This window comes from Paracoccus sp. C2R09, assembly GCF_018860625.1.
Taxonomy (GTDB): Bacteria; Pseudomonadota; Alphaproteobacteria; order Rhodobacterales; family Rhodobacteraceae; genus Paracoccus.
Map to the genome: position 1 here is coordinate 35520 of NZ_JAHKQB010000039.1, position 22689 is coordinate 58208.

Annotated in this window: 18 protein-coding genes and 1 pseudogene; 6 read left to right on the top strand and 13 right to left on the bottom strand. The window is 61.6% G+C overall.

Annotated elements, in window-relative coordinates; all coding sequences use genetic code 11:
- Window position 1: 1 nt before the first annotated feature.
- From KO490_RS16215 to KO490_RS16235, 5 genes are all read right to left on the bottom strand, one after another.
- Window positions 2-727: a DUF1499 domain-containing protein gene (locus KO490_RS16215; RefSeq protein WP_216020467.1), complete on the bottom strand. Its 726-nt coding sequence runs from the start codon at window positions 725-727 to the stop codon at window positions 2-4.
- Window positions 728-884: 157 nt separating this feature from the next.
- Window positions 885-3992, bottom strand: a complete 3108-nt coding sequence (locus KO490_RS16220; RefSeq protein WP_216020468.1) for an efflux RND transporter permease subunit — start codon at window positions 3990-3992, stop codon at window positions 885-887.
- Window positions 3993-3996: 4 nt separating this feature from the next.
- Window positions 3997-5019 (bottom strand): efflux RND transporter periplasmic adaptor subunit, encoded by a 1023-nt coding sequence (locus KO490_RS16225; RefSeq protein WP_216020469.1) that lies wholly within the window; start codon window positions 5017-5019, stop codon window positions 3997-3999.
- A 1129-nt stretch (window positions 5020-6148) separates the two neighbouring features.
- The gene (locus KO490_RS16230) at window positions 6149-6301 is read right to left on the bottom strand and encodes a hypothetical protein (RefSeq protein ID WP_216020470.1); all 153 of its coding nucleotides are present in this window, start codon (window positions 6299-6301) and stop codon (window positions 6149-6151) included.
- A 219-nt stretch (window positions 6302-6520) separates the two neighbouring features.
- On the bottom strand, window positions 6521-6787 hold the full coding sequence (locus KO490_RS16235) for a hypothetical protein (RefSeq protein WP_216020471.1): 267 nt from the start codon (window positions 6785-6787) through the stop codon (window positions 6521-6523).
- 775 nt (window positions 6788-7562) lie between these two features.
- Between KO490_RS16235 and KO490_RS16240 the strand changes: the two genes are divergently transcribed.
- The gene (locus KO490_RS16240) at window positions 7563-7919 is read left to right on the top strand and encodes a peptidoglycan-binding protein (RefSeq protein WP_216020472.1); all 357 of its coding nucleotides are present in this window, start codon (window positions 7563-7565) and stop codon (window positions 7917-7919) included.
- Window positions 7920-7976: 57 nt separating this feature from the next.
- A complete protein-coding gene (locus tag KO490_RS16245) occupies window positions 7977-8870 on the top strand; it encodes a hypothetical protein (RefSeq protein WP_216020473.1) in 894 nt (297 codons plus the stop codon).
- Window positions 8871-9006: 136 nt separating this feature from the next.
- Here KO490_RS16245 and KO490_RS16250 read toward each other — a convergent pair whose 3' ends face one another.
- The 5 genes from KO490_RS16250 to KO490_RS16270 all read right to left on the bottom strand — a co-directional run bounded on the left by KO490_RS16250 (window position 9007) and on the right by KO490_RS16270 (window position 14971).
- A complete protein-coding gene (locus KO490_RS16250) occupies window positions 9007-9882 on the bottom strand; it encodes an ABC transporter permease (protein ID WP_216020474.1) in 876 nt (291 codons plus the stop codon).
- Between the two features lies 1 nt (window position 9883).
- On the bottom strand, window positions 9884-10810 hold the full coding sequence (locus KO490_RS16255) for an ABC transporter permease (protein ID WP_216020475.1): 927 nt from the start codon (window positions 10808-10810) through the stop codon (window positions 9884-9886).
- Between the two features lie 83 nt (window positions 10811-10893).
- The gene (locus tag KO490_RS16260) at window positions 10894-12429 is read right to left on the bottom strand and encodes an ABC transporter substrate-binding protein (RefSeq protein ID WP_216020476.1); all 1536 of its coding nucleotides are present in this window, start codon (window positions 12427-12429) and stop codon (window positions 10894-10896) included.
- Between the two features lie 33 nt (window positions 12430-12462).
- Window positions 12463-14304, bottom strand: coding sequence for an ABC transporter ATP-binding protein (locus KO490_RS16265; RefSeq protein WP_216020477.1), 1842 nt, complete (start codon window positions 14302-14304; stop codon window positions 12463-12465).
- Between the two features lie 13 nt (window positions 14305-14317).
- Window positions 14318-14971 (bottom strand): pyroglutamyl-peptidase I, encoded by a 654-nt coding sequence (locus tag KO490_RS16270; RefSeq protein ID WP_216020478.1) that lies wholly within the window; start codon window positions 14969-14971, stop codon window positions 14318-14320.
- 115 nt (window positions 14972-15086) lie between these two features.
- On the opposite strand from KO490_RS16270, the gene KO490_RS16275 reads away from it, so the two are divergent.
- On the top strand, window positions 15087-15983 hold the full coding sequence (locus tag KO490_RS16275) for a LysR family transcriptional regulator (RefSeq protein ID WP_216020479.1): 897 nt from the start codon (window positions 15087-15089) through the stop codon (window positions 15981-15983).
- A gap of 18 nt (window positions 15984-16001) precedes the next feature.
- Here the strand turns inward: KO490_RS16275 and KO490_RS16280 are convergent, their stop codons facing one another.
- Window positions 16002-16403, bottom strand: coding sequence for a PIN domain-containing protein (locus KO490_RS16280; RefSeq protein ID WP_216020480.1), 402 nt, complete (start codon window positions 16401-16403; stop codon window positions 16002-16004).
- Entirely contained in the window at window positions 16400-16639 is a 240-nt protein-coding gene (locus tag KO490_RS16285; protein ID WP_216020481.1) for a type II toxin-antitoxin system PrlF family antitoxin, read from the bottom strand. Before KO490_RS16285 ends, KO490_RS16280 begins: the two co-directional genes overlap by 4 nt.
- Before the next feature lie 186 nt (window positions 16640-16825).
- Here KO490_RS16285 and repA point away from each other — a divergent pair, with 186 nt between their 5' ends.
- The 3 genes from repA to repC all read left to right on the top strand — a co-directional run bounded on the left by repA (window position 16826) and on the right by repC (window position 20273).
- A complete protein-coding gene (gene repA, locus KO490_RS16290; protein ID WP_216020482.1) occupies window positions 16826-18013 on the top strand; it encodes a plasmid partitioning protein RepA in 1188 nt (395 codons plus the stop codon).
- Entirely contained in the window at window positions 18013-18918 is a 906-nt protein-coding gene (repB, locus tag KO490_RS16295) for a plasmid partitioning protein RepB (protein WP_216020483.1), read from the top strand. Before repA ends, repB begins: the two co-directional genes overlap by 1 nt.
- Window positions 18919-19100: 182 nt before the next feature.
- Complete coding sequence (gene repC, locus KO490_RS16300; RefSeq protein ID WP_216020484.1) at window positions 19101-20273, top strand: plasmid replication protein RepC; 1173 nt, start codon at window positions 19101-19103, stop codon at window positions 20271-20273.
- Window positions 20274-22490: 2217 nt separating this feature from the next.
- On the opposite strand, the pseudogene KO490_RS16305 reads toward repC, so the two are convergent.
- Window positions 22491-22689, bottom strand: a pseudogene (locus KO490_RS16305) (hypothetical protein); the annotation flags it as partial.

Genomic DNA, 22689 nt, shown 5'->3' on the forward strand with positions numbered 1-22689 from the left:
GTCAGGCGCCGACCCGCTGCTGGAAATCGCGGATACGTGCGGCGTTCACACCCTGATCGCTGCGCCCCACGCGGGACACGCCGCGCATGTCGACGCGGCTTCCCCCGTCAAGCGCCGTCACGACGACGACCACGTCATCGGCAAAGTGGAAGACCGAGGTGCGGGCCACGGCCTCGAAGCGCAGACGATCCGCGTCCGATGCGACGATTTCCCATCCCATCTCCTCTGCGACCTCCAGTGCGCGCGCGAAGGCGGCATCGGCGGGCAGGTCCGTGTCCAGCGGCGCGATATCGGGATAGGCCGCGGCCTGGGCCTCGGCCAGTTCCGGCCCGCCATAGTCGAGCGTGTTGCTGGCCCCCTCGCGGGTTTCGTCCAGCACCTCGAACATGGGCGGGTTGGCGGTGTCGGTTGTGATGTCGTGGATCGGCGCGGCACGCGGCGCAGGGTTCAGCATGGACATGGCCATCGGCGCCAGCAGGGCAAGGCCCACGATCGTGGCGATCCCGCCGGCCAGCATGCCCCCGCGTTCCCGGCGCAGCAGATGGACGACCAGCGCGATCAGGCCCACGGCGGCAACGATCATCGCCAGGGTGTTGAAGTAGTTGCGATAGAGCCCGAAGCCGGTGATCGGCTGCCACAGCCCCAGCCGCGCGCCGAACAGGATCAGCGCCGCGCAACCCAGGCCCAGCACGGCAATCAGCAGCGCGATTTTTCCCAGATGTCTCATCAGTTTCAAAGGCCTTTCACCACCCGTGTTCGTCGCGCAATCCACCTTGGCTGCGCATGTGTCCGTATTGCATGAATTCCAGGGGCCCGCCGCGTCCTGCGGGCCGGGCCGTCCGCGCAGCCCGCAGGACGCGGACCACCCGGACGGCAGGGCGACGTCACGCCGCCGCCTTGCGGCGTTTGCCGAACAGCTCGGTCGTGCGGATCACCGCGACATAGAAGACGGGAACCATCACCACCCCGATGACCGCCGAGAAGATGATCCCGCCAAGCATCCCCGTGCCGATGGATTTCTGCGCATTTGCCCCTGCCCCCGAGGCAAGCACCAAGGGCAGGATGCCGAAGCCGAAGGCCAGCGACGTCATCAGGATCGGACGCAGACGCTGGCGGGCCGCCATGGTCGTCGCCTCGATCAGCGTCTGGCCCCTGGCGCGCAGGGATTCCGCGAATTCGACGATCAGGATGGCGTTTCTTGCCGCCAGGCCGATGGTCGTCAGCAGGCCCACCTTGAAATAGACGTCATTCGCCTGCCCGAAGATCCATGTCGTCGCCAGCGCCCCCAGGATGCCCACCGGCACCGACAGCATGACCGCGAAGGGCACCGCCCAGCTTTCATAGAGCGCGGCCAGGCAGAGGAAGACCACCAGCGCCGAGATGGAGTAGAGAATGGCCTCCTGATCGCCCGACAGACGCTCCTGATAGCTCAGCCCCGTCCATGCGGCGGCGTAGGACCCGTCGAGTTCGCCGGTCAGCTCCTCCATCAGGTCCATCGCATCGCCCGAGCTGGTGCCGCTTGCGGCCTCGCCTGAGATTTCCAGCGCGCGGGTGCCGCCGTATCGGGCCAGCTTGGGCGTGATCGTCTCCCATTCCTGGCTGGTGAAGGCGGTCAGCGGGACCATCTCGGAATCGTCGTTGCGGATATACCAGTGATCCACGTCCGAAGGCTGCATCCGCCAGTCGGCGCGGCCCTGGACGATCACCTCGCGCAGGTCGTTGCCAAGCGGGAAATCGTTGACGTAGGACCCCGAGAACACCGTGGACAGCATGCTGTTCACATCCGACAGCGAAACACCCAGGGCCTCGGCCCGCGGCTGGTCGATCCGCAGCTTCAGGGCGGGTTCGGTGGCGTCGTCATTGCCGCGCAGGTTGGTGACCCGCCCGTCCTCGTTGCCCAGGGCGAAAAGCTGATCTGCGGCCGTGCTCAGCGCATCCTGTCCCGAGCCGGACTGATCGACCAGATACATGGTAAAGCCCGAAGACGTGCCCAGACCCGGAATGGCCGGCGGCTGCAGCACGAAGATGCTGCCAAGCCGCGATTGGGCGAACTTCTGGTTCGCGCGCATCATGATATCGGCCGCATCGACGCCCGGACGTTCCTCGCAATCCTTCAGCTTGATGAACAGGATGCCGTAATTCTGACCCGAACCGCTGAAGCTGAAGCCGACATTGGCGAAGACGCTGGCGACGCCTTCGGTTTCCTCGGTCAGCAGGTAATTCTCGATCTGTTCGATCGTGTGCTGGGTCTGCTGGACGGTCGAGCCCTGGGGCAGTTCGACCATGGTCATCAGGACGCCCTGATCCTCGGTCGGAAGGAACGAACTGGGCAGACGGTCATAGATCCAGTAGGCCCCCACGCCCACCAGCGCCAGCACGATCACCATGCGGAAGGGCCGGATGGCCAGCCGCTCGACGGTCGAGCCATAGCCCCCGGTCAGCCGGTCGAGCCCGTTGTTGAACCAGCGCAGCGGCGCCACCGGCGCCTTGCCATGCCCAGGCTTGAGAAGCTGCGCGCACATGGCCGGCGTCAGGATCAGCGCCACGAAGAGCGACAGCACCATGGCCGAGATGATCGTGACCGAGAACTGCTTGTAGATCACCCCGGTCGAGCCGTCCATGAAGGCCATCGGCAGGAACACCGCCGACAGCACCATGACGATCCCGACCAGCGCGGACGAAATCTCGCCCATGCTCTTTTCGGTGGCGGCCTTCGCGTCCAGGCCCTCTTCCTCCATGACGCGTTCGACGTTTTCCACCACCACGATGGCGTCATCGACCAGCAGGCCGATGGCCAGCACCAGCGCGAACATCGACAGCGTGTTGATCGACATGCCGAAGGCCGACAGCACCCCGAACGTGCCCAGCAGAACCACCGGCACCGCGATCGTGGGAATGATCGTCGCGCGCCAGCTTTGCAGGAACAGGAAGATCACCAGGAACACCAGGACGATGGCCTCGATCAGCGTCTCGTAGACCTGTTCGATGGACTGTTCGACAAAGGGCGAGGTGTCATAGGGGCATTCGATGCTGACGCCTTCGGGCAGCGCCCCGGACAGCCCGTCCATCACTTCGCGCACACGCTCGGCGGTATCGACCGCATTGGCGCCGGTGGACAGGTTGACGGCGAAACCCGCCGCCGGATGTCCGTCGAAGCGGCTGACGCTGCCGTAATCCTCCTCGGCCAGTTCGACCGTGGCCACGTCGGCCAGATAGACCGCCGATCCGTCGGATTCGGTCTTCAGCAGGATGTTCTGGAAATCCTCGACCGATTCCAGCTGCGACTGCGCGGACATGGAAACGGTGAATTGCTGACCCTTGACCACCGGCTGATCGCCCAGGCTGCCGACGGTGACGTTGGTGTTCTGTTCGGACACGGCCGAGGTGACGTCGGATGCCGTCAGCTGATACTGGTACAGCCGTTCGGGGTTCAGCCAGATCCGCATGGCATATTCGGTGCCGAAGCTGTTGATCGAGCCGACACCCTCGGTGCGCTGGACCGCATCCTCGATGGTGCTGCTGAGGATGTCGCCCAGTTCCAGCGAGGTGTAGCTTTCGTCTTCGCTGACCAGCGCCCCGACCAACAGGATCGAGCTGGTCGAGCGCGTGACCGACACGCCGTTGTTCGTCACCGTGTCGGGCAGCTGGGATTCCACCAGCTGCAGCTTGTTCTGCACCTGCACCTGCGCCATGTCGGGGTCGATGGAATCGTCGAATGTCAGCGACACGCTGGCCGATCCCTCGCTGGAGGACGAGATCATGTAGGTCAGCCCGTCCAGGCCCGTCAGACCGTCCTCGATCACCGAGGTGACCGAGTTTTCCACCGTTTCCGCCGAGGCCCCGGTATAGGTCGCGCTGATGCGCACGGTCGTCGGGGCGATGTCGGGATATTGCGAGATAGGCAGGCTGCTCATGCTGAAGGCACCCAGCAGCATGGTCGCGATGGCAAGCACCCAGGCAAAGACCGGGCGGTGGATGAAGAAGGAGGCCATCGGTTCAGTCCTCCGCTGCGGCGGTGTCGGCGTCGCGCGCGATGCCGTCATCGTCGATCGTCGCGGCGACGGGTTTCACGTCCTGCCCCGGCTTGACCGACGACAGGCCGTCCACGATCAGCTGGTCGCCCTCGTTCAACCCGGTGCGCACGATCCAGGAATTGTCATAGCTGCCGTCGTCTTCCAGCGTGATCTGCTGGGCCTTGCCGTCATCGCCCACGACATAGGCGGTCAGCTTGCCCGAATTGGACCGCGTCGCGGCCCGCTGCGGCACCAGAAAGGCCTGCATCGTCCCGATGGTCACCTGCCCGCGCACGAACATGCCCGGGATGATCACATGGTCCGGATTGTCGAACCTGAACCGGATCGTCACCGTCCCGGTCGTGGTCGAGGCCGAGTTGCCCGCCGTGAACAGCTGCCCCGTGCCGTGATAGACATCGTCGTTTTCCAGCGTCAGCGACGCCTGCAGCGTGTCGTTCTGGGTAATCGTGCCTTCCGTGATCGCCTTGCGCACCGACAGGATGCGCGCGCTGGCTTCCACCATGTCCACATAGATCGGGTCGGATTGCACGATGGTGGTCAGCGCGTCGCTCTGACCGGCCGTCACCAGGTCGCCGACCGAAACGGTCGAGACGTCGGCCCGCCCTGCGATCGGGCTCTTGATGGTGGTCCAGGACAGTTCGGTCTGGGCGTATTCCAGTGCCGCCTTGGTCGAATCCACGGTGGCCTTGGCCTCGGCCAGCGTCGCGCGGGCGGATTCGACCTCGGCCTCGGTGTAGCCCCGCCCGACCAGTTTTTCGGCACGGTCGCTGGAGGCCTGCGCCAGGATCAGGTTCGCTTCGGCGGTGGCGACATCCGCGCGCGCGGCGGCCTCGGCCGCGACATAGGAGGAATCGTCGATGCGAAACAGCGGATCGCCGACTTCGAGAACCTCGTCGGGCGTATAGAGCACTTCCTCGATGACGCCCCCCACCCGCGGGCGGACCTCGACCTCTTGATACGCGACGGCATTGCCCGGCGAGGTCACGATGCGCGGGATCTACTGGAGGGTCATCTCGACCACGCCCACCTCCAGCGGTCCCGCGTCCATGCCGCCCGGCGGTCCGAATTGCGCATTGGCGGCGGTCACGGACCCAGTCAGCGCCAGCGCTGCCCCCAATCGCCTTAGAACGCTGTGTATCATCCGACACTCGATCCTTGGTTATCCGCCGATTTCATTTCTCACTATGCAAAGATTGCACAGTCAGCAACTATTGTGCCATGACAGTTCCGTTACGAGCAAGGCCGGGACGACAAATCACGCGCGCCCTCCGACCCGCGGGCACGGGTCGCGGTCCGGCCCGGCACCGCCCCCAAGGCGCAGCCCGCGCGACGGGCAAGGATATGGCGGCTGGGCCATCGGAACCGCGTTCCACCCTGCCGCCCTGACACGCCGAGGCACCGTCCGCGGAGCAAGCGCGTGACAGCCCTGCGCATCCCGGCTTGGGAGCCTTGTCCAAGGTTTCGTGTGTGATGCGCCGTGTCAATCTGGAGTTGAGGATTCCAGAAAAGTCGGCACGGTCCAATTCAGATGACCAGCAGCATCAAGCAGGGAATAAAGCCCGCAACCAGCGCGGTATTCGGGAATAAATTGCGACTGCGATGACGATAATTCGCCCTTTCCTCTCGTCCAGGATTCAGTCACGCGCGATGTCCACGTCCCGTTACCCCTGTCGAATGGTCCCAAGGACCGTGGCCAGTAGATAACGTCGCAGCAAGACCGATAGCCCAGAGGAAGACCTTGGGGCGGCGGCCATATCGCGTGACGATGCGCCGCCAGTTGCCAAAGCTGCCGGGCATGATCTCGAGACGGTCGCACCGCTCGTATCGCCGTTGTCGTCTTGCGCCAGTTTCAGCCAGGCATTCCTTTGGCTTCCAGTGCATGACGATACCAGTCGGCGTCGTATCGTCGATCTCGGCGCGACCATTCGACCTTGCGCAAGTCACCAAGCAACGTGCGTGCACCGATATGATCGCCGTTACGGTAGGTAAGTCCCACCAACGGTTCTTCGGCGGCGTTCCGGTTCATGCTGGCGGACGGGTGCGTGAATGTAAGCGGTGTGACCGGCCGGAAGACGCGCCGCGCGCGGGAATACCAGATGGGGAAGGACCGCGCCCTAGCGCGGCGGTTGCCTGCGCTGCTGCCGCTTCTCGCGTTCCTCGGCGTCCCGCTGGACATGCCACCTGATGGCAAAGAACATCCCGATCCCCAGGACGATCAGTTTGAAAGGCAGGAAGATCAGCGGGAAGACATCCGACCAGTGTTCCATACGTTCCGCCTCTTCGTCCAGTGGGCCATCTCACAGTAGCCGTCTCACGGTGGGCTACAGGATCGAACCGGTCGCCGCCAGTGCCTGCGGCGGCGCGGAATGTCGCAGGCGTTTACGGCGAAAAGGCCCCGGTATGGGTGCCGCTCCGGCCCTGAAACGCAAAACCCCCGCCAAGGTGGCGGGGGTCTGCGGGGCATGAAGCGGAAGGTGCAGGGCGTCTCAGCCGTTATTGGCGCTCGAGAAATCGACCGGATCGCTGTTCGCGGGAACTTCGCTGACAGAGATCCTGTCCTGGGCCGACAGCTCGGCGCGCTTGAGATCCTTCTGTTGCAGGATGTCGCCCGCCCGCACCTCGCGATGCAGAAGCGACTGCGCCGGAGCCTCGTCGGCGAAGCGCGGGCCGTTGGCGCCCTGAACGGTGGCAAAGGCCGGGAAAGCGGTCAGGGCGGAAAGGGCTGCGATGGCGGTCAGCTTACGGATGGTCATGGCAAAAACTCCAGTGTCTGCGTCGTGAGGCGGTTATGCACTGCATTACGCGGCCCCAACTTGCGGCGTTACAGAGCACCTCGGAAAATATTGTGATTCCGGCCGTGAACCTTGCAAGCTGCGGGCCGCGAGATCGGGTAAATGACGTGCGATCAATAAGTCGTTCCCAATGGCGCAAGGCCCTGCCAGAAACCGATCCTGGTTTCGCCCCGCCAATCAAGATCATGATCGAAGAAATCCTGTCGTTTGATCACCGGACAGCGGCGATCCTTCGAGGCTGCAACAAGAACACTATGCAGGTGATGCGCGCTCGGCAGGGCTGAGCATTGATCCGCGCCTGGGCATGCCCAACCTTCCACGCCATCTCCTGTTAGGCCGTCCGAACCAGTTCGGAACGGGACCGTCACTCGGCCAGCCGACTCCCCTACCCCGCCGCAAGCCGCTGATCGATGCCCCGCTCGAGGGCGCGCAGAGGTGGACTGGTATCCGTGCGCGCGGGGGTTCTAGCCGATGGTTCAGCCCCGCGCGTAGCTATGCAGGTTCTCCAAGCTGGATGCGCCTGCGCAATGCGCCGATATCGAATGCACAGGGTCAGCGTTACAATATGAACCAGCCGCCAGTCAGCGCAGCCATCCAACTTTCCAGAAATTTTTCCGCAATTTCATTAAGATATCATAAATAAACTTGGAAACAAGATTCCGCGATCAAGCCATAGTTCTAGTCTATCTAATAAAGAACCGAGTCGTATCTTCCGCGCTGCTTTTGGAGATCTGCAATGCTGAGACGTTTCTTCATACTTGCCGCAATGGCTGCCCTCGCAGTTCCGTCGGTTTCCATGGCTCAGGCCAATCCGCTGCAAAGCTCTTTCGAAAAGCTGGCGGACAGGGACAGGCGTGCGGCACAGGAGCAATTGCAGACGGGGGGCTTCTATACCGGGGCCATCGATGGTCGTTACGGCCGTGGCACTCAATCGGGGCTGATCAACGCGGCCGAGTTCATTTACGAGAACAGCTATCGAAAGGTCCGGTTCGACCTTTCGTCCCCGGCGGGTACCCAAGGCTATCTGACTGCCCTCGCCCGTGGCGATCTTGGCAAATACCTTTTCGGCGAAGGCGACGAAGCGGATTACTGACACGATCGGCCCCATATCTTGTGCGAGTTGTATATGTTGAAAATAATCTCAGTGGCTATGGCGGTTGTCGCAATCCCCGTTCATGCCTTCACGCAGGAACCCCCCGACGAGATGCAGTTGGCGAAGGGCATTGCCGAGACACTGCCCGCTTGGATGCGGGTCGAAGACCTTGAGATCACCGCCAGCGCAACCTCGGGCGATGCAGTGAACCCGCTGATCAGAAACAGGATGATCGCTTCGGTTTCAAACCGTGAGCCCCTGTATCGACAGACCTTTCTTCCCGATCACCTAGAGGAATTCGCCCCGGCGGATTATGAGCTTATCGAAGTGATCACCAAGGCGGATACCGAGGTTTCCCTTTATGGAATATCCCATTCCTATATCAGCATGGGGGCATTCAGGACCGAATTCGAGTTCGAGAACATGAATGCCATCAACATCCTGGGCAGGCCCAAGGACTTCTTCGATCCCGCCGCGCTTGTCGTCGGCTCGAAAGAAGCGGCGCGTTTTCAGGCCGAGGTGCAAGTGCGGGCCGATGATGAGGAAGCAAGGCTGGAGGAGTTGCTGGCAGCTCTCTCGGATCGGCTTCCGGGCGTGTGGAAGGGCGAGTACCTTTGCGGGCAAGGCTCGACAGGTCTGACCGTCACGATCAACGATATTGCAACCTTGGACGGTATATCCGGGGTGTTCCATTTCTATGGCATCGAACGCAACGCCAACGATGTGCCGGATGGGAAATACGAGATCGCGATATCCTATGATGATGCGGAAAACATCCTCGTGGCTCGGCCGCGCGCCTGGATAGAGAAGCCATCCGGGTATCAGATGGTGGGCTTCACCACGCGTCTATCGGCCGATGAGATGGAGGGATCCGTGAATTATGGCGGATGCGGCAGCCTGAGGCTGGTGCGATCGCAGACTGAAAATGCCAGCCTGGCCGTTCTTCGGTAACCCATCATTCCGAATGCATCCGGCGTGTCGAATTTCCGCCGGCAGGGGTCGCGCCACGCCCGGCCAGCGGATCGTGGCACGACCGGGTCACCATATGCCGCCCCCTGAAGGGCGGCATGATGACAGGGCAAGTTGCTCAGCGCGTCTTGCCCAGGGGGTCAAGCTCATCGCGCAGCCAATCCCCCAGCAGGTTCAGCCCGAGCACCGTCAGCATGATCGCGACACCGGGGAAGACCGTGATCCACCACGCTGTCTGGACATAGCTGCGGCCCTCGGACAGCATCCCGCCCCAGCTGGGCGTCTGCGGATCGGCCCCAAGACCGAGGAAGGTCAGGCTGCTTTCCAGAAGGATGTTGTTGGCCACGTTCAGGGTCAGCAGGATGATCAGCGGGCCCATCGCATTGGGCAGGATATGCCGGAAGATGATCCGCCAATTGGGCAGACCGTAGCTGACCGCGGCCTGGACGAATTCGCGCTGGCGCAGGCTCAGCACCGAACCGCGGACCAGGCGGGCGTATTGCACCCATTGCGACACGATCATCAGGATGATGATCCGGTCCACGCCCGGCCCGACGATGGCGATGACCGTGATGGCAAGCAGGATGAACGGCAGGGCCAGCTGCACATCGGCAAAGCGCATCACGAAGGTATCCAGAAACCCGCGGTAATATCCGGCATAGAGCCCGATCACCGTCCCCAGGATCACCGAACCAAGCGCCGACAGAAGCCCCACGATCAACGAGATGCGCCCGCCATGGACGATCCGGGCCAGGATGTCGCGCCCCAGGGGGTCGGTGCCCAAGGGATGCGCCCAGCTCTGGAACGGCTCGGCCAGGCGGGCAAGCAGGTTCACCTCGGCACCTCCGCCGGGAAACAGGACGCCCGAGAACAGGACCAGCAGCGTCAGCAGCGCGGTCAGCGTCGCGCCGGCGACGAATTCGAACTTGGCAAAGGGGCTTTGCTTGAAGCGGCCAAGGGCCGAGAGGGCGGGGGTTTGCGTCGTGTCGGTCATGTCAGGCCACCCGGATACGAGGATCGATGAGGCCATAGACGAGGTCCACGGCAAGGTTCACGGCGACGATCATGATCGCCAGGATCGACACGGTCGCCTGCAGCAGCGGATAGTCGCGCTGCGCGATCGCCTCGATCGACAGGGTGCCCATGCCCGGCCAGTTGAACACCAGCTCGACCACGACCAGGCCGCCGATCAGGTTGCCGAACTGCAACCCCAGGAAGGTGACGATGGCGATGGCCGCGTTGCGCAGCGCGTGCTTGTAGATGACCGCCCGTTCGTTCAGGCCCTTGGCGCGGGCCACCATCACGTATTGCGCCGACAGCGTTTCCAGCATCTGGGTCCGCACCAGCCGCACATTGGTGGCGGTCAGGATGATCCCGATGGTCGTGGCGGGCAGGATCAGCGCCGACCAGCTCTCGAAGCCCGAGGCCGGCAGGATCGGGAAGGCGATCGAGAACAGCAGCACGAACATGATACCCAGCCAGAAATTCGGGAATGACAGCCCCACGAGGGACAGCACCCGGATGACCTGATCCGAGATGCCCCCCTTGTGCAGCGCCGCATGTATCCCGAGCGGGATCGAGATCAGGATCGAGATCCCCATCGAGGCCAGCGCAAGAAGCAGGGTCGAAGGCAGCGCGATACCGATCAGGTCGCGGATCGAGCCGCGGAAGAAGGAATTGCCCAGATCGAACGTCACCAGGCTGCGGATGAAGTCGAAATACTGCATGTGGAAGGGCTGGTTCAGGCCCAGTGCCTCGCGGATGCGGTTCAGGTCCTCGGGGGTGACGCTGCTGGATTCCGAGGTCAGCATCACTGCCGGATCGCCGGTCAGTCGCACGGCGAAGGCCACGAACAGCGTCACCACCAGCGTCACGAGGACGGCCTGGAGCACACGCTGCAGGATGAAACGGAATACGGGCATGAAGGTCCTCTCTTGCGGCCGATGGTTTGCGCGGATGCGGCTGCGGAACATGGCCCCCGGACGCCGCCCGGGGGCCATGCGGCTTATTTCACCGTCACGTCCATGTAGCGGGCACGCTCGTCGGGGGCCGGCACGAAGCCTTCGACGCGGTTGCTGACACCGTAGATGGTCGAGAGATTGTAGAGCGGCAGGTCCAGCGCCTGTTCATGGGCATAGCGGGCCACTTCCTGAAGCGCGCCCTCGCGCACCTCGCGGTCATAGGTCTCGCGCTGCTGGTCCAGAAGCGTGTCCAGCTTCTCGTCCTCGATGTAGGGATTGTTCCGTTCGCCGCTGTGATAGAGCAGATAGGCCGTGTTGTCGAAATCGAAGGTCCAGCCGCCCCAGCCGAAATAATACATCTCGCCGGTCTTTCCGTTCTCGATGATGTCGTCGAAATAGACGCTGCGTTCATGGTTGCGGATGTTCACGTTCAGACCCACCTGCCCCAGGAAGGCCGCGATGACCTGCGCCACCTCGCGGAAGCTTTCGTCGTTGCTGGGCATGTCCAGCGTGATCTCGGTCCCCGGCTCGACGCCCGCCTCGGCCAGAAGCGCCTTGGCGCCTTCGGGATCGAAAGGATAGGGTTCCAACGCGGTATCGTTGCCGAAGCTCTTGGCGCTCTGCGCGCTGGAGATGGGGTTGGCCAGGCCGCCCAGCAGCGCCTGGACGATGGTGTCGCGATCGACCGCCATGGCGATGGCCTTGCGCACCCGCGGATCGGCGGTGATCCCCTTCGAGGTGTCGAATCGGGTCAGCACGACGGTCGGACCGTCCACGGCCAGCAGGTTCACGTTCGGGTTCTGCTCGATCGTCTCGACCGAGGGCGAGGGGATGTTCATCGAGATGTCGACCCCGCCGGACAGCAGCTCGGCGATGCGGGTCGCGTCCTCGGGGATGAAGCGGATGTTGACCGCGTCGACCTTGGCCTCCCCGTTCCAGTAATTGTCGAACTTGGCCAGCTTCACGCCGACGGTGGGGATGTATTCGGTCACCTGGAAGGGGCCGGTGCCGACGGGCTTCATGTCGAAGGCCTCCTCGCCGACCTCCTCGATGTATTTGGGCGGCACGATCATCGCGCCGTAACCGGCCAGCTTGGTGATCAGCACCGGGTCGGGACGCTCCATCAGGAAATCGACGGTCCGTTCGTCCACCACCACGACCTCGCGGATCGAGGTATAGTTGCTGCGCTGCGGCCCCTTCAGGCCTTCCTCGCCCAGCAGGCGGTCGAAGGTATACTTGACCGCATCGGCGTTGAACGGCTCTCCGTTGTGGAATTCGACCCCGTCGCGCAGGTGAAAGCGGATGCGGGTGTCATCGTCGAGGAATTCCCAGTCGGTGGCCAGGCCGGGCTGGATCTCCAGGTCCTCGTCGCGGAAGACCAGGCCGTCGAAGACGTTGCTGCCGATCGAGCCCCAGGACAGGCGGAAGGTGTCGATCGGGTCCAGGTTCTGGGGATCGCGGTTCTGGCCGACGGTCAGCGTCCTGTCCTGGGCAAAGGCCGGCGCGGCCAGGGCCAGGCAGGACAGCAGCACTGCCGAACGCAGGACGTTCCTTGCCGGGAAGGGGTGACGAAAACTCATGTGGATGTCTCCTGTCGGGGTGATTGGTTTGTCTTATTGGGCGTGGGCCGCCACGAAATGCCCGTCGCCGATCGCCACGAATTCGATCGGTGCGGGCTCGTCGCCGACGGCACGCATGCCGCTTGCGATCTCTCCCTCCAGCGGCGGCCTGCTGCGGCGCACCCCCGGATCGAGAACGGGCACGGCGGATAGAAGCCGCCTGGTATAGGGGTGCTGGGGGTTCTCGAAGATCTGCTGCCGGGTGCCGATCTCGACGATCTGGCCCAGATACATCACGGCCACGCGGTGGCTGATGCGTTCGACCACGGCCATGTCATGGGTGATGAACAGATAGGACAGCCCCTGTTCGGCCTGCAGCTTCATCAGCAGGTTCACGACCTGCGCCTGGACGCTGACATCCAGTGCCGACACCGCCTCGTCCGCGATGATCAGGCTGGGATCGCAGGCCAGGGCGCGCGCGATGCACAGGCGCTGGCGTTGCCCGCCCGAGAACTGGTGCGGATAGCGACCGGCATGTTCGGCGGGCAGTCCCACCTTGACCAGCAGGTCGGCCACCTTCTCGCGCGCCTCGGCCCGAGAGGTCACGAGGCCATGCACCCATGCCGGTTCGATCAGGCTTTCGCCCACCGGCTTGCGCGGGTTCAGCGATCCGTAGGGGTCCTGGAAGACGTATTGCGTCTGCTTGCGGAACGCCTTGCGGTCCTCGGCGGGCAACGAGAAGATGTCCTGCCCGTGAAAGCGCATCGCGCCCGATACCGGTTCCTGCAACTGCTGGATGGTCTTGCCCACGGTCGATTTGCCGCTGCCCGATTCCCCCACCAGGGCCAGCGTTTCGCCCGGATAGATGTCGAAGGACACCTTCTCGGCGGCGTGGACGCGGTGGGTGACGCGGCTCATCAGACCGCCGCGGATGTCGAAGCGGACGGTCAGGTCCTCGATCTCCAGCACGGGCTTGCTGCGGTCCACGGGTTTCGCGGGCACGGCATCGGGTGCGGTCTTCTGGCCCGGAATGGCGAAAAGCCTGGGCATCGTGGTCCCGGTCATCGACCCGATGCGCGGCACCGCGGCCAGCAGCGCGCGGGTATAGGGCATGGCGGGGCGGCTCAGGACCTCGGTCACGGGGCCGGCCTCGATCGGCTTGCTGGCCCGCATGACCAGCACGTCGTCGGCCATTTCCGACACGACGCCCATGTCATGGCTGATGAAGATCACCGAGGTCCGCATCTCGGCCTGCAGGTCGCGGATGATGTGCAGGATCTGCGCCTGGATGGTCACGTCCAGCGCGGTGGTCGGTTCGTCGGCGATCAGCACCTTGGGCTGGCAGCACAGGGCCATGGCGATCATCACGCGCTGGCGCATGCCCCCCGAAAGCTGATGGGGATAGCTGTCCAGAAGCCGCCCGACATGGGGCAGCCGGACAAGGTCCAGAAACTCCATCGCCTTCCTGCGCGCATCCCGGCGCGACAGGTCCTGGTGCAGGGCCAGCGTCTCGACCATCTGAGAGCCGATGCTGTAGACCGGGTTCAGCGAGGTCATCGGTTCCTGGAAGATCATCGCGATCTCGTTGCCGCGCACCTTGCGCAGATCGCGCTCGGACAGCTGGCCCAGGTCGACATCGCGTCCCAGCACGTCGCTGTGAAACCGGATCTCGCCCCCGGCGACGCGCCCGCCCAGATGCTTCAGCAGACCCAGGATCGCCAGCGAGGTGATCGATTTGCCCGAACCGGATTCGCCCACGATGGCAAGGGTCCGGTCGTGATGCAGATCGAAGGACACGCCGTCGACGACGCGGGCGGCGGAAGGTCCGTGGCCGAAATCGACGCTGAGGTCGCGGACCGAGAGAAGGGGCGCATTCGATGAACTGGCCTGTTGCATGCGGGGCTCCTGATCAGACGGTTTCGGGGTGGCGGGCCTTCAGCGCGGCGACCAGGGTGTCGATGCAGATCGCCAGGGCATCGGTCGTCATCGCCAGGCTCATCGAGGCGGCATGCCGCTTGCGGCCCGGGATCAGGGCGATGTTGGCGGGGGTCTGGGGCACGTGGATGAAGCCGCTCAGCGTCGGCAGGCCGCGTTCCTCGATGACATGCGCGGTGGTATAGAGCATCTGGTTGCACAGATGCGTGCCCGCGCTGAAGGACAGCGATGCCGGGATGCCCGCTTCGTTCATGGCGGCGACCATGGCGGCATTCGGCAGCGTGGCGTTGTAACCCACCGGCCCGCCCGGCAGGATCGGCTGCCGGTCGACGCTTGTGCCGGTGCTGTCGGGAACGTCGAAATGGCGCCAGTTGATGCCGACCATCTCGGCCTGGACGATCGCCGCCTCGGACACGCCGATCCCGACCCAGGCATCCGGGAGATGCGTCGTCAGCAGGTCTTCGACATGGCCGCGCAGATCGGCCGTATTGACCGGCATGACATGGCCGATGACCTCGCAGCCGGTCCAGTCGCGCTTGGCAAGCTCCTTGACCACCTGCGCGGCCGGGTTGTTTTCCGCCTTCGCCCATGCGCCATAGCCGGCGACCAGTATCCTTGGTTGCTGCACCCTGCATCCTTCCCTGTCCAAAACCATTCCATGTTTCTTGGCTGCAAGGTTGATGCGTTCAAGTCATTTTGATACATTGTTCTATGCGTGAATGTTATGGGTTGCGGGGCAGATCATGAAGCATCGTCAGGTCGAAGCCTTCCGGTTCGTGATGCAGACGGGCACGACGGCGCAGGCCGCCAAGCTGATGTCGGTGACGCAGCCGGCGATCAGCCGGTTGATTGCCGATCTGGAAATTCATCTGCAATTCAAGCTGTTCGAACGCAGCAAGGGGCGGCTGCACCCGACCCCCGAGGCGATCCGGTTCTATTCCGCGGTCGACCGCTTCTTCATCGGGATGGATGCGCTGGAACATTCCGCCCAGCAGCTTCGCGACCGCTCACCCACCACGCTGAAGGTCTTCGCCACCCCTGCCCTCTCGACAGGCATTCTGCCGCGCGCGATTGCACGCTTCCGCGAACTGCACGCAAATGTGGCATTCCAGCTCGAAACCGCGTCCTATACCCAGATCGCCCTGCGGTTACAGACGCATCAGGCCAGCTTGGGAATCACCCATGCCTTTCCCGATCTGCCCGGCCTGACGCAAGAGCCGTTCCTGACGGCCGCGCATGTCTGCGCGATGCATCACACCCATCCCCTGGCATCGAAGGCGGTGATCACGCCGCAGGACTTGACGGGGGAAAACATGCTGCGCATCCTGCCCGAGGGCAATGTCGATTGGGATGCGACGACCGCCGTGCTGGAACAGTCCGGCGTCCGGTTCCGCAGCGACATCGCCACGCAAAGCTCTCATACGGGCTATGCCCTGATCGCCCGGAACCTGGCGATCGGGCTGATCGAGCCCTTCGCCGCGGATCCCTGGCGCAGAAGCGGCGTGGTGACCCGTCCGTTCGAGCCGAGCCTGGACTTCACCTATGTCGTGGCACGACCCGAGGCGCAGCCGGTCTCGGGGATGGTCGATGCCTTCATCGAGGTTCTGCGCCAGATCCACGGGCCCGACGATCAACCCTGAAAAGGCATTCGACCGGGGCTAGGATCCGCCCGCCAGCGCCATCTCGGGCAGCTTCGCGGCCTTGCGATCGAAGGTCACGGTCCGCGCGCAGCCGGCCCCCTGCCCCGCCAGCGCGATCATCTGATCGGCAAAGCCCGGCCCGCCGCGGCGATACCGTTCGGCCGCCAGCGCGACGCGTTCGGCAGATTCCAGGATCAGCTCCTGCGCCTCGAGCAGACCGTCCAACGCCTGGCAGATATCGTCGCGGCCCAGCCCATAGGCGCGTTCGAGCACCCAGACGATCTCGACCAGCACCTCGCGGCAGACAAAGCCGGGCGCCTCTTCGGTCAGGGTCGCGATCAGATCGCTGGCCATCCTGCCCTGTTCGGCATCGTCCTGCATCAGGAAGCGGATGACGACATTCGTATCGAGGCCCGTCACCTGCGCGCGGCCCCCTGGGCGATGGCATCGTCCATGTCCTGCAGCGAAACGCCCTGGCGCCCCCTGCCCTTCAGCAGCCCGCCAAGCTCGATCGCGGGGCGGCAGCGCATTAGCCGCACCTCGCCATCGTCCAGCAGAAGATAACGCAGCCGATCGCCGGGGCGCAGGTTCAGTGCCGCCCGGATGTCGCGGGGCACGGTGGTCTGTCCCCGCGCCGTGATGGTGGATTCCTGCATGTTAGGCCCCAATGCAAAAGCATATCTTGCATTACACATAGGCCCCTCGGCTTACCGGATCAAGACCAGCAGAAAAATGGCAACCGCGGGCGCGAAAAATGTTGCGAGAATCACAGCCATGCGCATAGTTTACGAAACAAGACGAATAAGACGCCAAAAAGCGTAACTACAGGCACTGAGGGCAGGATGCACAAGCGAACCAGGATAGACCGGCTGGTCGGCGATCATGCTGCACGGCTGTCCGAACGGCTGCAAGCACATCGCGAACAGCTTTTTCCCCCTAATGCGCGAAAGGAACTGCGTAAGTTTACCTCGGGAGAGGCTGCGGCGCTGCTAGGCGTTAAAGACGCCTATTTGCGGATGCTCCATTTGGAGGGACGCGGCCCTTCGCCGGAAACGCGCGCCGGGGGGCGGCGATACTATTCACCGGCGGATATCCAGGAATTGCGCGAAACCCTTGAAAAGGGAGCGAAATCGCCCGGAACCTATTTGCCCGGCCGGCGCGGTGACGATCATCTGCAGGTCGTCGCGGTGATTAATTTCAAGGGTGGTTCGGGCAAGACGACCACCGCCGCGCATCTGGCGCAGAAGCTGGCATTGGACGGGTATCGGGTGCTGGGGGTCGATCTTGACCCGCAGGCCAGCCTGTCGGCGCTGCACGGTTTCCAGCCGGAATTCGACCTGCTGGATGGCGGCACGCTGTACGATGCGATCCGCTATGACGATCCCGTTCCGCTGCGCGACGTGATCCAGAAAACCTATTTCACCAATCTGGACCTGATTCCCGGCAATCTGGACCTGATGGAATTCGAACATGACACGCCCCGCGCGCTGGCCGCGCGGTCCGGTAATCTTTTCTTTACCAGAATTGGCGACAAGCTGGCCGAAATCGAGGATGATTACGACGTCGTCGTGATCGACTGTCCACCCCAGCTGGGTTTCCTGACCATGTCGGCGCTGTCGGCTGCGACCGCCATTCTGGTGACGGTCCATCCCCAGATGCTGGACGTGATGTCGATGTGTCAGTTCCTGCTGATGACCTCGAACCTGTTGGGCGTGGTCGCGGATGCGGGGGGCGACATGAACTACGACTGGCTGCGATATGTCGTGACCCGGTACGAACCGGGCGACGGCCCCCAAAACCAGATGGTCAGCTTCATGCGATCGATGTTCGGGGATCACGTACTCAACCATCCGGTGCTCAAATCCACGGCAATCTCGGATGCCGGGATCACCAAGCAAACCCTTTACGAGGTCGAAAAAAGCCAGTTCACGCGCGGAACCTATGAACGCGCGATGGAAAGCCTGAACGCCGTGAATAGAGAGATCGAGGATCTGATTCAGGCCGCTTGGGGACGAAAGGGAGGGCTGTGATGGCACGCAAGGACCTGTTGAAAGGATTAATGACTCCAACCGCGGACGATAGGCCCGCAGCCCCCACTGCTGCGCCTCGATCGAACCGAGGCGCGATCGGGGCCGTTAGCCAGTCGCTTTCGGAACTTAAGTCGCGCGCGCTTGTCGATGTACCTGCTGATTTGATCGACATGGCGGGCATGACTGATCGGCTGGACGAGGATGAGGAGGGTATAGCCGCACTCAAAGCTTCGATCCGAGAATACGGCCAACAGGTCCCAGTCATGCTGCGCGAGAGCACTACCGAGGAAGGACGTTTTGACATCGTCTTCGGAAGGCGTCGCGTCCGCGCACTTAAGGAACTTCGCCTACCCGTTCGCGCCATGGTCCGCAGTTTAAGCGATCGTGAACTCGTCGTTGCGCAGGGCCAGGAAAATAACGCACGCAAGAACCTGAGCTTTATAGAAAAAGCCAGCTTCGCCGCGCAGATGCAGGCTGCCGGCTACGATCGTAAGATAATCTGCGACGCGCTTTCAATCGACAAGACGGTAATCTCTCGCATGCTGATGATTGTCGATGCCCTGCCCACTCAGCTGATCCAAGTGATCGGGTCAGCTCCGGGCGCAGGTCGCGACCGATGGCTCACCTTGGTCGAGAAGGCCAAGGGCAAACCGGTCGACACCTTAATCGCTGCAGCAGTCGGACCAGACTCGGATGCAAGGTTTCTGGCAGTGCTGTCCTCTTTGACTCCCCCGCGTACACCCGCCCAGGAAGTGCCCTTGGCGGACGGCACCGGCAAGTCCTTGGGCAAGGCGCTCCGCCAAAAGCGCAAGACCGTGATCGAGCTGACCGGAGAAGGCCGCGCCTTTGGTGACTGGCTTCTGGAACAGCTTCCCGAACTTCATCGTCAATGGAAAGACAAGTGACGAGAAGAATCCCGCAACTTTAAGACGGAGGCACGAAGGGACGAACCTAACAGAAAAGCCCCCCAGGACGTAAATCCCAGAGGGCCGCTTCTTGAACTCGCAACTCAATGATAGCGGCATTCGTTGACAGCTGTCAACAGCGTCCGGTCGGGCGGTCGGAGGTTTATAACCCGTGAACACTCATGAACCACGTTTCAATGACGCCCTTTGGGCGGCAGCCGGTTACGGCTGGCCTTCTGGCAGCCCAAGCGCTGTCCGAAAGAGCATCCCCCTGCCCTGTCGCTGACAAGTGGCAGATCCTGCGTGATCTGACCTGCGCGCGAGAGCAATTCAAGGTCAGTGATCGCGATATAAGTGTGCTTTCAGCGCTGCTGTCTTTCCATCCGTCGCAGCAATTGCAGGACGGGCAAATGCTCGTGGTGTTTCCTTCGAACCGGTCCCTGTCCGAACGCGCGCATGGGATGGCCGAGAGCACCCTCCGCCGGCACCTCACAGCGCTGATCGATGCCGGGTTGATCATTCGTCGCGATAGCGCGAATGGAAAGAGGTACTCACGAAAGGCTGTAAACGGCCGTTCGGTCGCGTTCGGTTTCGATCTGCGTCCATTGCTCGTCATGTCCGAGGAAATCGCCGCGGCGGCGGAGGCCACACGAGAGCGGGTGCTACAGCTTCGCATAAAACGCGAAGAACTGGTTATCCGACTGCGCGACACTCGGAAGATCCTGGAATGGGAGCAGACCCAGGGACTGGACAGATCCTGCCCTCTTGACCTATGCGTCCAGCTGCAAACACGCCTTAGACGGAAGCCCTCCCCTACCCTTCTCGAAGAGATCGAAAGTGATCTAGAAATGCTGGAAGCCGGGGTCAGGGCAGCTAGAAAGCAACCAACGCCCGTAAAATTGGACGGCAATGACGGTCAAAATGGGCGGCACTATCAGAGTTCAAAAACAGATCTTAAAGAATCTGAAGAGGGCTATGAGGACGAAAACCTTACCCTCGACCAGGTGCTGAGAGCCGCGCCGGAGGTCAAGAACTATGCTTCCGAAGATATTCATACCTGGCATGATCTGGTCCGCCTTGCGTGGTTTGTCTATCCTATGCTGGGCATAACCGCTGAAGGGTGGCGTTATGCGTGTGACGCAATGGGAGATCTGCACGCAGCTATAACGGTAGCCTGCATGTTAGAAAGAGCGGGCTCAATTGCAAATCCAGGAGCATATCTGCGAAAGCTATCTCAAAAAGCGCGTATGGCATCGTTTACACCATTGCCTATGACATTCGCTTTGCTGCGAACCAATGGCGAGGGCGCTTGCTTTGGGAGTAGGAAATCGCGCTTTTCGATTGGTAGCTCCTGAGATCGTCCATGAATATGCATCCACCTCAATGTTGGAACTGGCGTAAACTCTGACTTGACCAGTTCGAGCCGATGTCTGCAATGGAGCCCTGAATCACGAGTAAGCTCATATCGAAGTAACGATCCACTTCTTGACGGGGTTTGGTGCATCCCTATCTGGACTACAGTTGCCTAGATCTTACGACCAACTTTCAAGCTCCCAATGACATGCTCTGGTAGGCAAGACTAGCATGGCGCCGGACACACCAAAAAAAAATTAGCAAGCAGAAGAGTTCTGTTCAGTCATGTCTTGGTTCGGAGAGTATTAGTCTTCCACATGTCATCTGTTCGCCTTGGCAGGAGGCTTTTGTCGCTCCGCGGTTACCGATTAAGTAGCCGGCGACTGAAAGTTTGCTAGGGTATAAGGGTATCTTACATGTCCTCAAAGAGTATACTCCTTACCACAAATGGGCAGCCCCATTCTTGATCCTAGAGGCACCGATAGACCAGAAGTCGTCGCACGGCATTTGGCCACGAGAGTTTTCGCTAGCGATATTCGAACGTGTGTAGGATCAGCTGGTCAAGGCTATCGTGACGAGATGTGAACATCTCTGGATAACGCCGATGCGGAAGGTTCGATGTATAATCTCTCGTACTTCTCTTCACTTGATCGAAGTCCGCCGCGCTTTGTACATGATGCTGAGGTGATACTGGTCAAAGCTAGCCAACCTTCGGATGCTTTCGTGAGTTCGACCAGCAAGCGGGGCGTCTGTTTGAATACCTTCGAGAGACGGCGGGTGGGTGCGAACCGTCCACGACTTCAGGCTATTCTATATGGCGTTATGGCTATCTTGCTTCGCTCGACAAAGACAATGTTATCCTAGGTTCGATCGCAGGAATGATCGCAATTTGCGGTGTCTGTTTTAGGGCGAATTTCTAATGCACCTGGTCGTTTGGGCGCAGGCTGAAGCCTTGGCTTCGAATTGGAGGCTTCGTCCTGTTGTAGACGCGATACCGCCCCGAGGCACNNGTGCCTCGGGGCGGTATCGAATTTTCAAGCTAGCGAAAGTTGACAGCTGTCAACTCGGCCCTTGTGATTTCCGCTGGTCGATGTAGGTCCGCCTGACGATATGATACGTCCCCGGTCGGCAGGCTGCCCGAGCCAAGGTCCACGAAGTCCAGCTTAGCAGCCACAAAGTTGACAGCTGTCAACTTTCAAAGTGCAGGCTCAATCCAATGTACCATTGTTGATATGCTTCCGGTCATCGCATGATGCAAGGAATCGTCGGAGTTCGGCACAGGCGGAAATCGGATCGGAACAACTGAAAGAAATAGACAGTGTGATACCTTTGGTCTGTCGTCGCGATTTCGTTGCGACCGTCCACTTGCGCCGGACTGTATGGCCGTGCCTGAATAGTCCAGAAAATGCGAAGTTAAGTAGTGCGCAAGCTCGGCATCGTTAAGGTCTTTCGATGCTCCTAGATCTCTAGACAGCCCTCGCAAGCCGGTCGTTGCTCAAATGCCGATCCAACTCTCCAGCAAACATACTGGGTTAAAAATGATGCTACTGGCCGCCATTTGCGTGAGGGCACGTTGCATATCGCCGCGACTTCGGCTGCAAGACACATAGGGATGCGTTAGATCTGATCATAAGAGGGTGCAAATGACGCCGAACAGCATGCAGGATCGGACGGGAAAGCAGCTGTACACGTATCCTTCAGGAAAGCCGGGAAGGGCGGTAGTTGTATTCTTCCGCTTGAAGCGCATGCCATGGGTTGGGAGCCCAGCAACCCTGCCATAAAGCCGATCGAGTGGGCGTGCGAGTTATCTATGCTGGAGCACGTCCTATGATGCCGTTTGTATAGCCCCCCGTCAAAAGAGGTCACAGTTCTCAAGTCATATAATTTATACGTGGTAGACTTGAGGATTAGAGGGGGAACCCTGCACCGATGGGGCCAGCGCTTATCCACCCAGTTGCCAGGCATGCCGCTACTACCTCGTTCTAAACACGAAAGGCGAGCATCAGGGCAGGGAGTTCCAGCCTGAGCTAGCTCCATCACCTCTAATTTAGGATCCTGATATGATGATCTGTCACCGATCGCTCGGTGAAGCTCAGAGGTGAATTCCCGACTCGATGAACCGCATCACTATTGATAGATCACTTACTTCGCGCACCCGCATGGGGAAAGGTTGGTGTGGAATACACGGCTTGATGGCGCAGTCAACCAGCGGGCGACAATCAGGGTCGCTCCTGAAGCAACCCGAGCTTTTCTGCTCTGTGCAGCAGCATGTGAACGGATGATGGCTGCCATTTGCTGCGGCCTCGTGGGGTCGGTTCGCGCATCGCTTCCAGCCGCGTACAGATGGCTTGCAGGGTGATCGTAGGGTCGGTGCTCTTTATCCCGGCGATGATGGCGGGATGAACCGCGCCGGGTTTG

What these genes read in the sequence shown, in the direction of transcription:
- KO490_RS16215 (WP_216020467.1), bottom strand. Translation starts at nt 727, where the DNA reads ATGAGACATCTGGGAAAAATCGCGCTGCTGATTGCCGTGCTGGGCCTG.
- KO490_RS16220 (WP_216020468.1), bottom strand. Translation starts at nt 3,992, where the DNA reads ATGGCCTCCTTCTTCATCCACCGCCCGGTCTTTGCCTGGGTGCTTGCC.
- KO490_RS16230 (WP_216020470.1), bottom strand. Translation starts at nt 6,301, where the DNA reads ATGGAACACTGGTCGGATGTCTTCCCGCTGATCTTCCTGCCTTTCAAA.
- KO490_RS16235 (WP_216020471.1), bottom strand. Translation starts at nt 6,787, where the DNA reads ATGACCATCCGTAAGCTGACCGCCATCGCAGCCCTTTCCGCCCTGACC.
- KO490_RS16240 (WP_216020472.1), top strand. Translation starts at nt 7,563, where the DNA reads ATGCTGAGACGTTTCTTCATACTTGCCGCAATGGCTGCCCTCGCAGTT.
- KO490_RS16245 (WP_216020473.1), top strand. Translation starts at nt 7,977, where the DNA reads ATGGCGGTTGTCGCAATCCCCGTTCATGCCTTCACGCAGGAACCCCCC.
- KO490_RS16250 (WP_216020474.1), bottom strand. Translation starts at nt 9,882, where the DNA reads ATGACCGACACGACGCAAACCCCCGCCCTCTCGGCCCTTGGCCGCTTC.
- KO490_RS16255 (WP_216020475.1), bottom strand. Translation starts at nt 10,810, where the DNA reads ATGCCCGTATTCCGTTTCATCCTGCAGCGTGTGCTCCAGGCCGTCCTC.
- KO490_RS16260 (WP_216020476.1), bottom strand. Translation starts at nt 12,429, where the DNA reads ATGAGTTTTCGTCACCCCTTCCCGGCAAGGAACGTCCTGCGTTCGGCA.
- KO490_RS16265 (WP_216020477.1), bottom strand. Translation starts at nt 14,304, where the DNA reads ATGCAACAGGCCAGTTCATCGAATGCGCCCCTTCTCTCGGTCCGCGAC.
- KO490_RS16275 (WP_216020479.1), top strand. Translation starts at nt 15,087, where the DNA reads ATGAAGCATCGTCAGGTCGAAGCCTTCCGGTTCGTGATGCAGACGGGC.
- KO490_RS16285 (WP_216020481.1), bottom strand. Translation starts at nt 16,639, where the DNA reads ATGCAGGAATCCACCATCACGGCGCGGGGACAGACCACCGTGCCCCGC.
- repA (WP_216020482.1), top strand. Translation starts at nt 16,826, where the DNA reads ATGCACAAGCGAACCAGGATAGACCGGCTGGTCGGCGATCATGCTGCA.
- repB (WP_216020483.1), top strand. Translation starts at nt 18,013, where the DNA reads ATGGCACGCAAGGACCTGTTGAAAGGATTAATGACTCCAACCGCGGAC.
- repC (WP_216020484.1), top strand. Translation starts at nt 19,101, where the DNA reads ATGAACCACGTTTCAATGACGCCCTTTGGGCGGCAGCCGGTTACGGCT.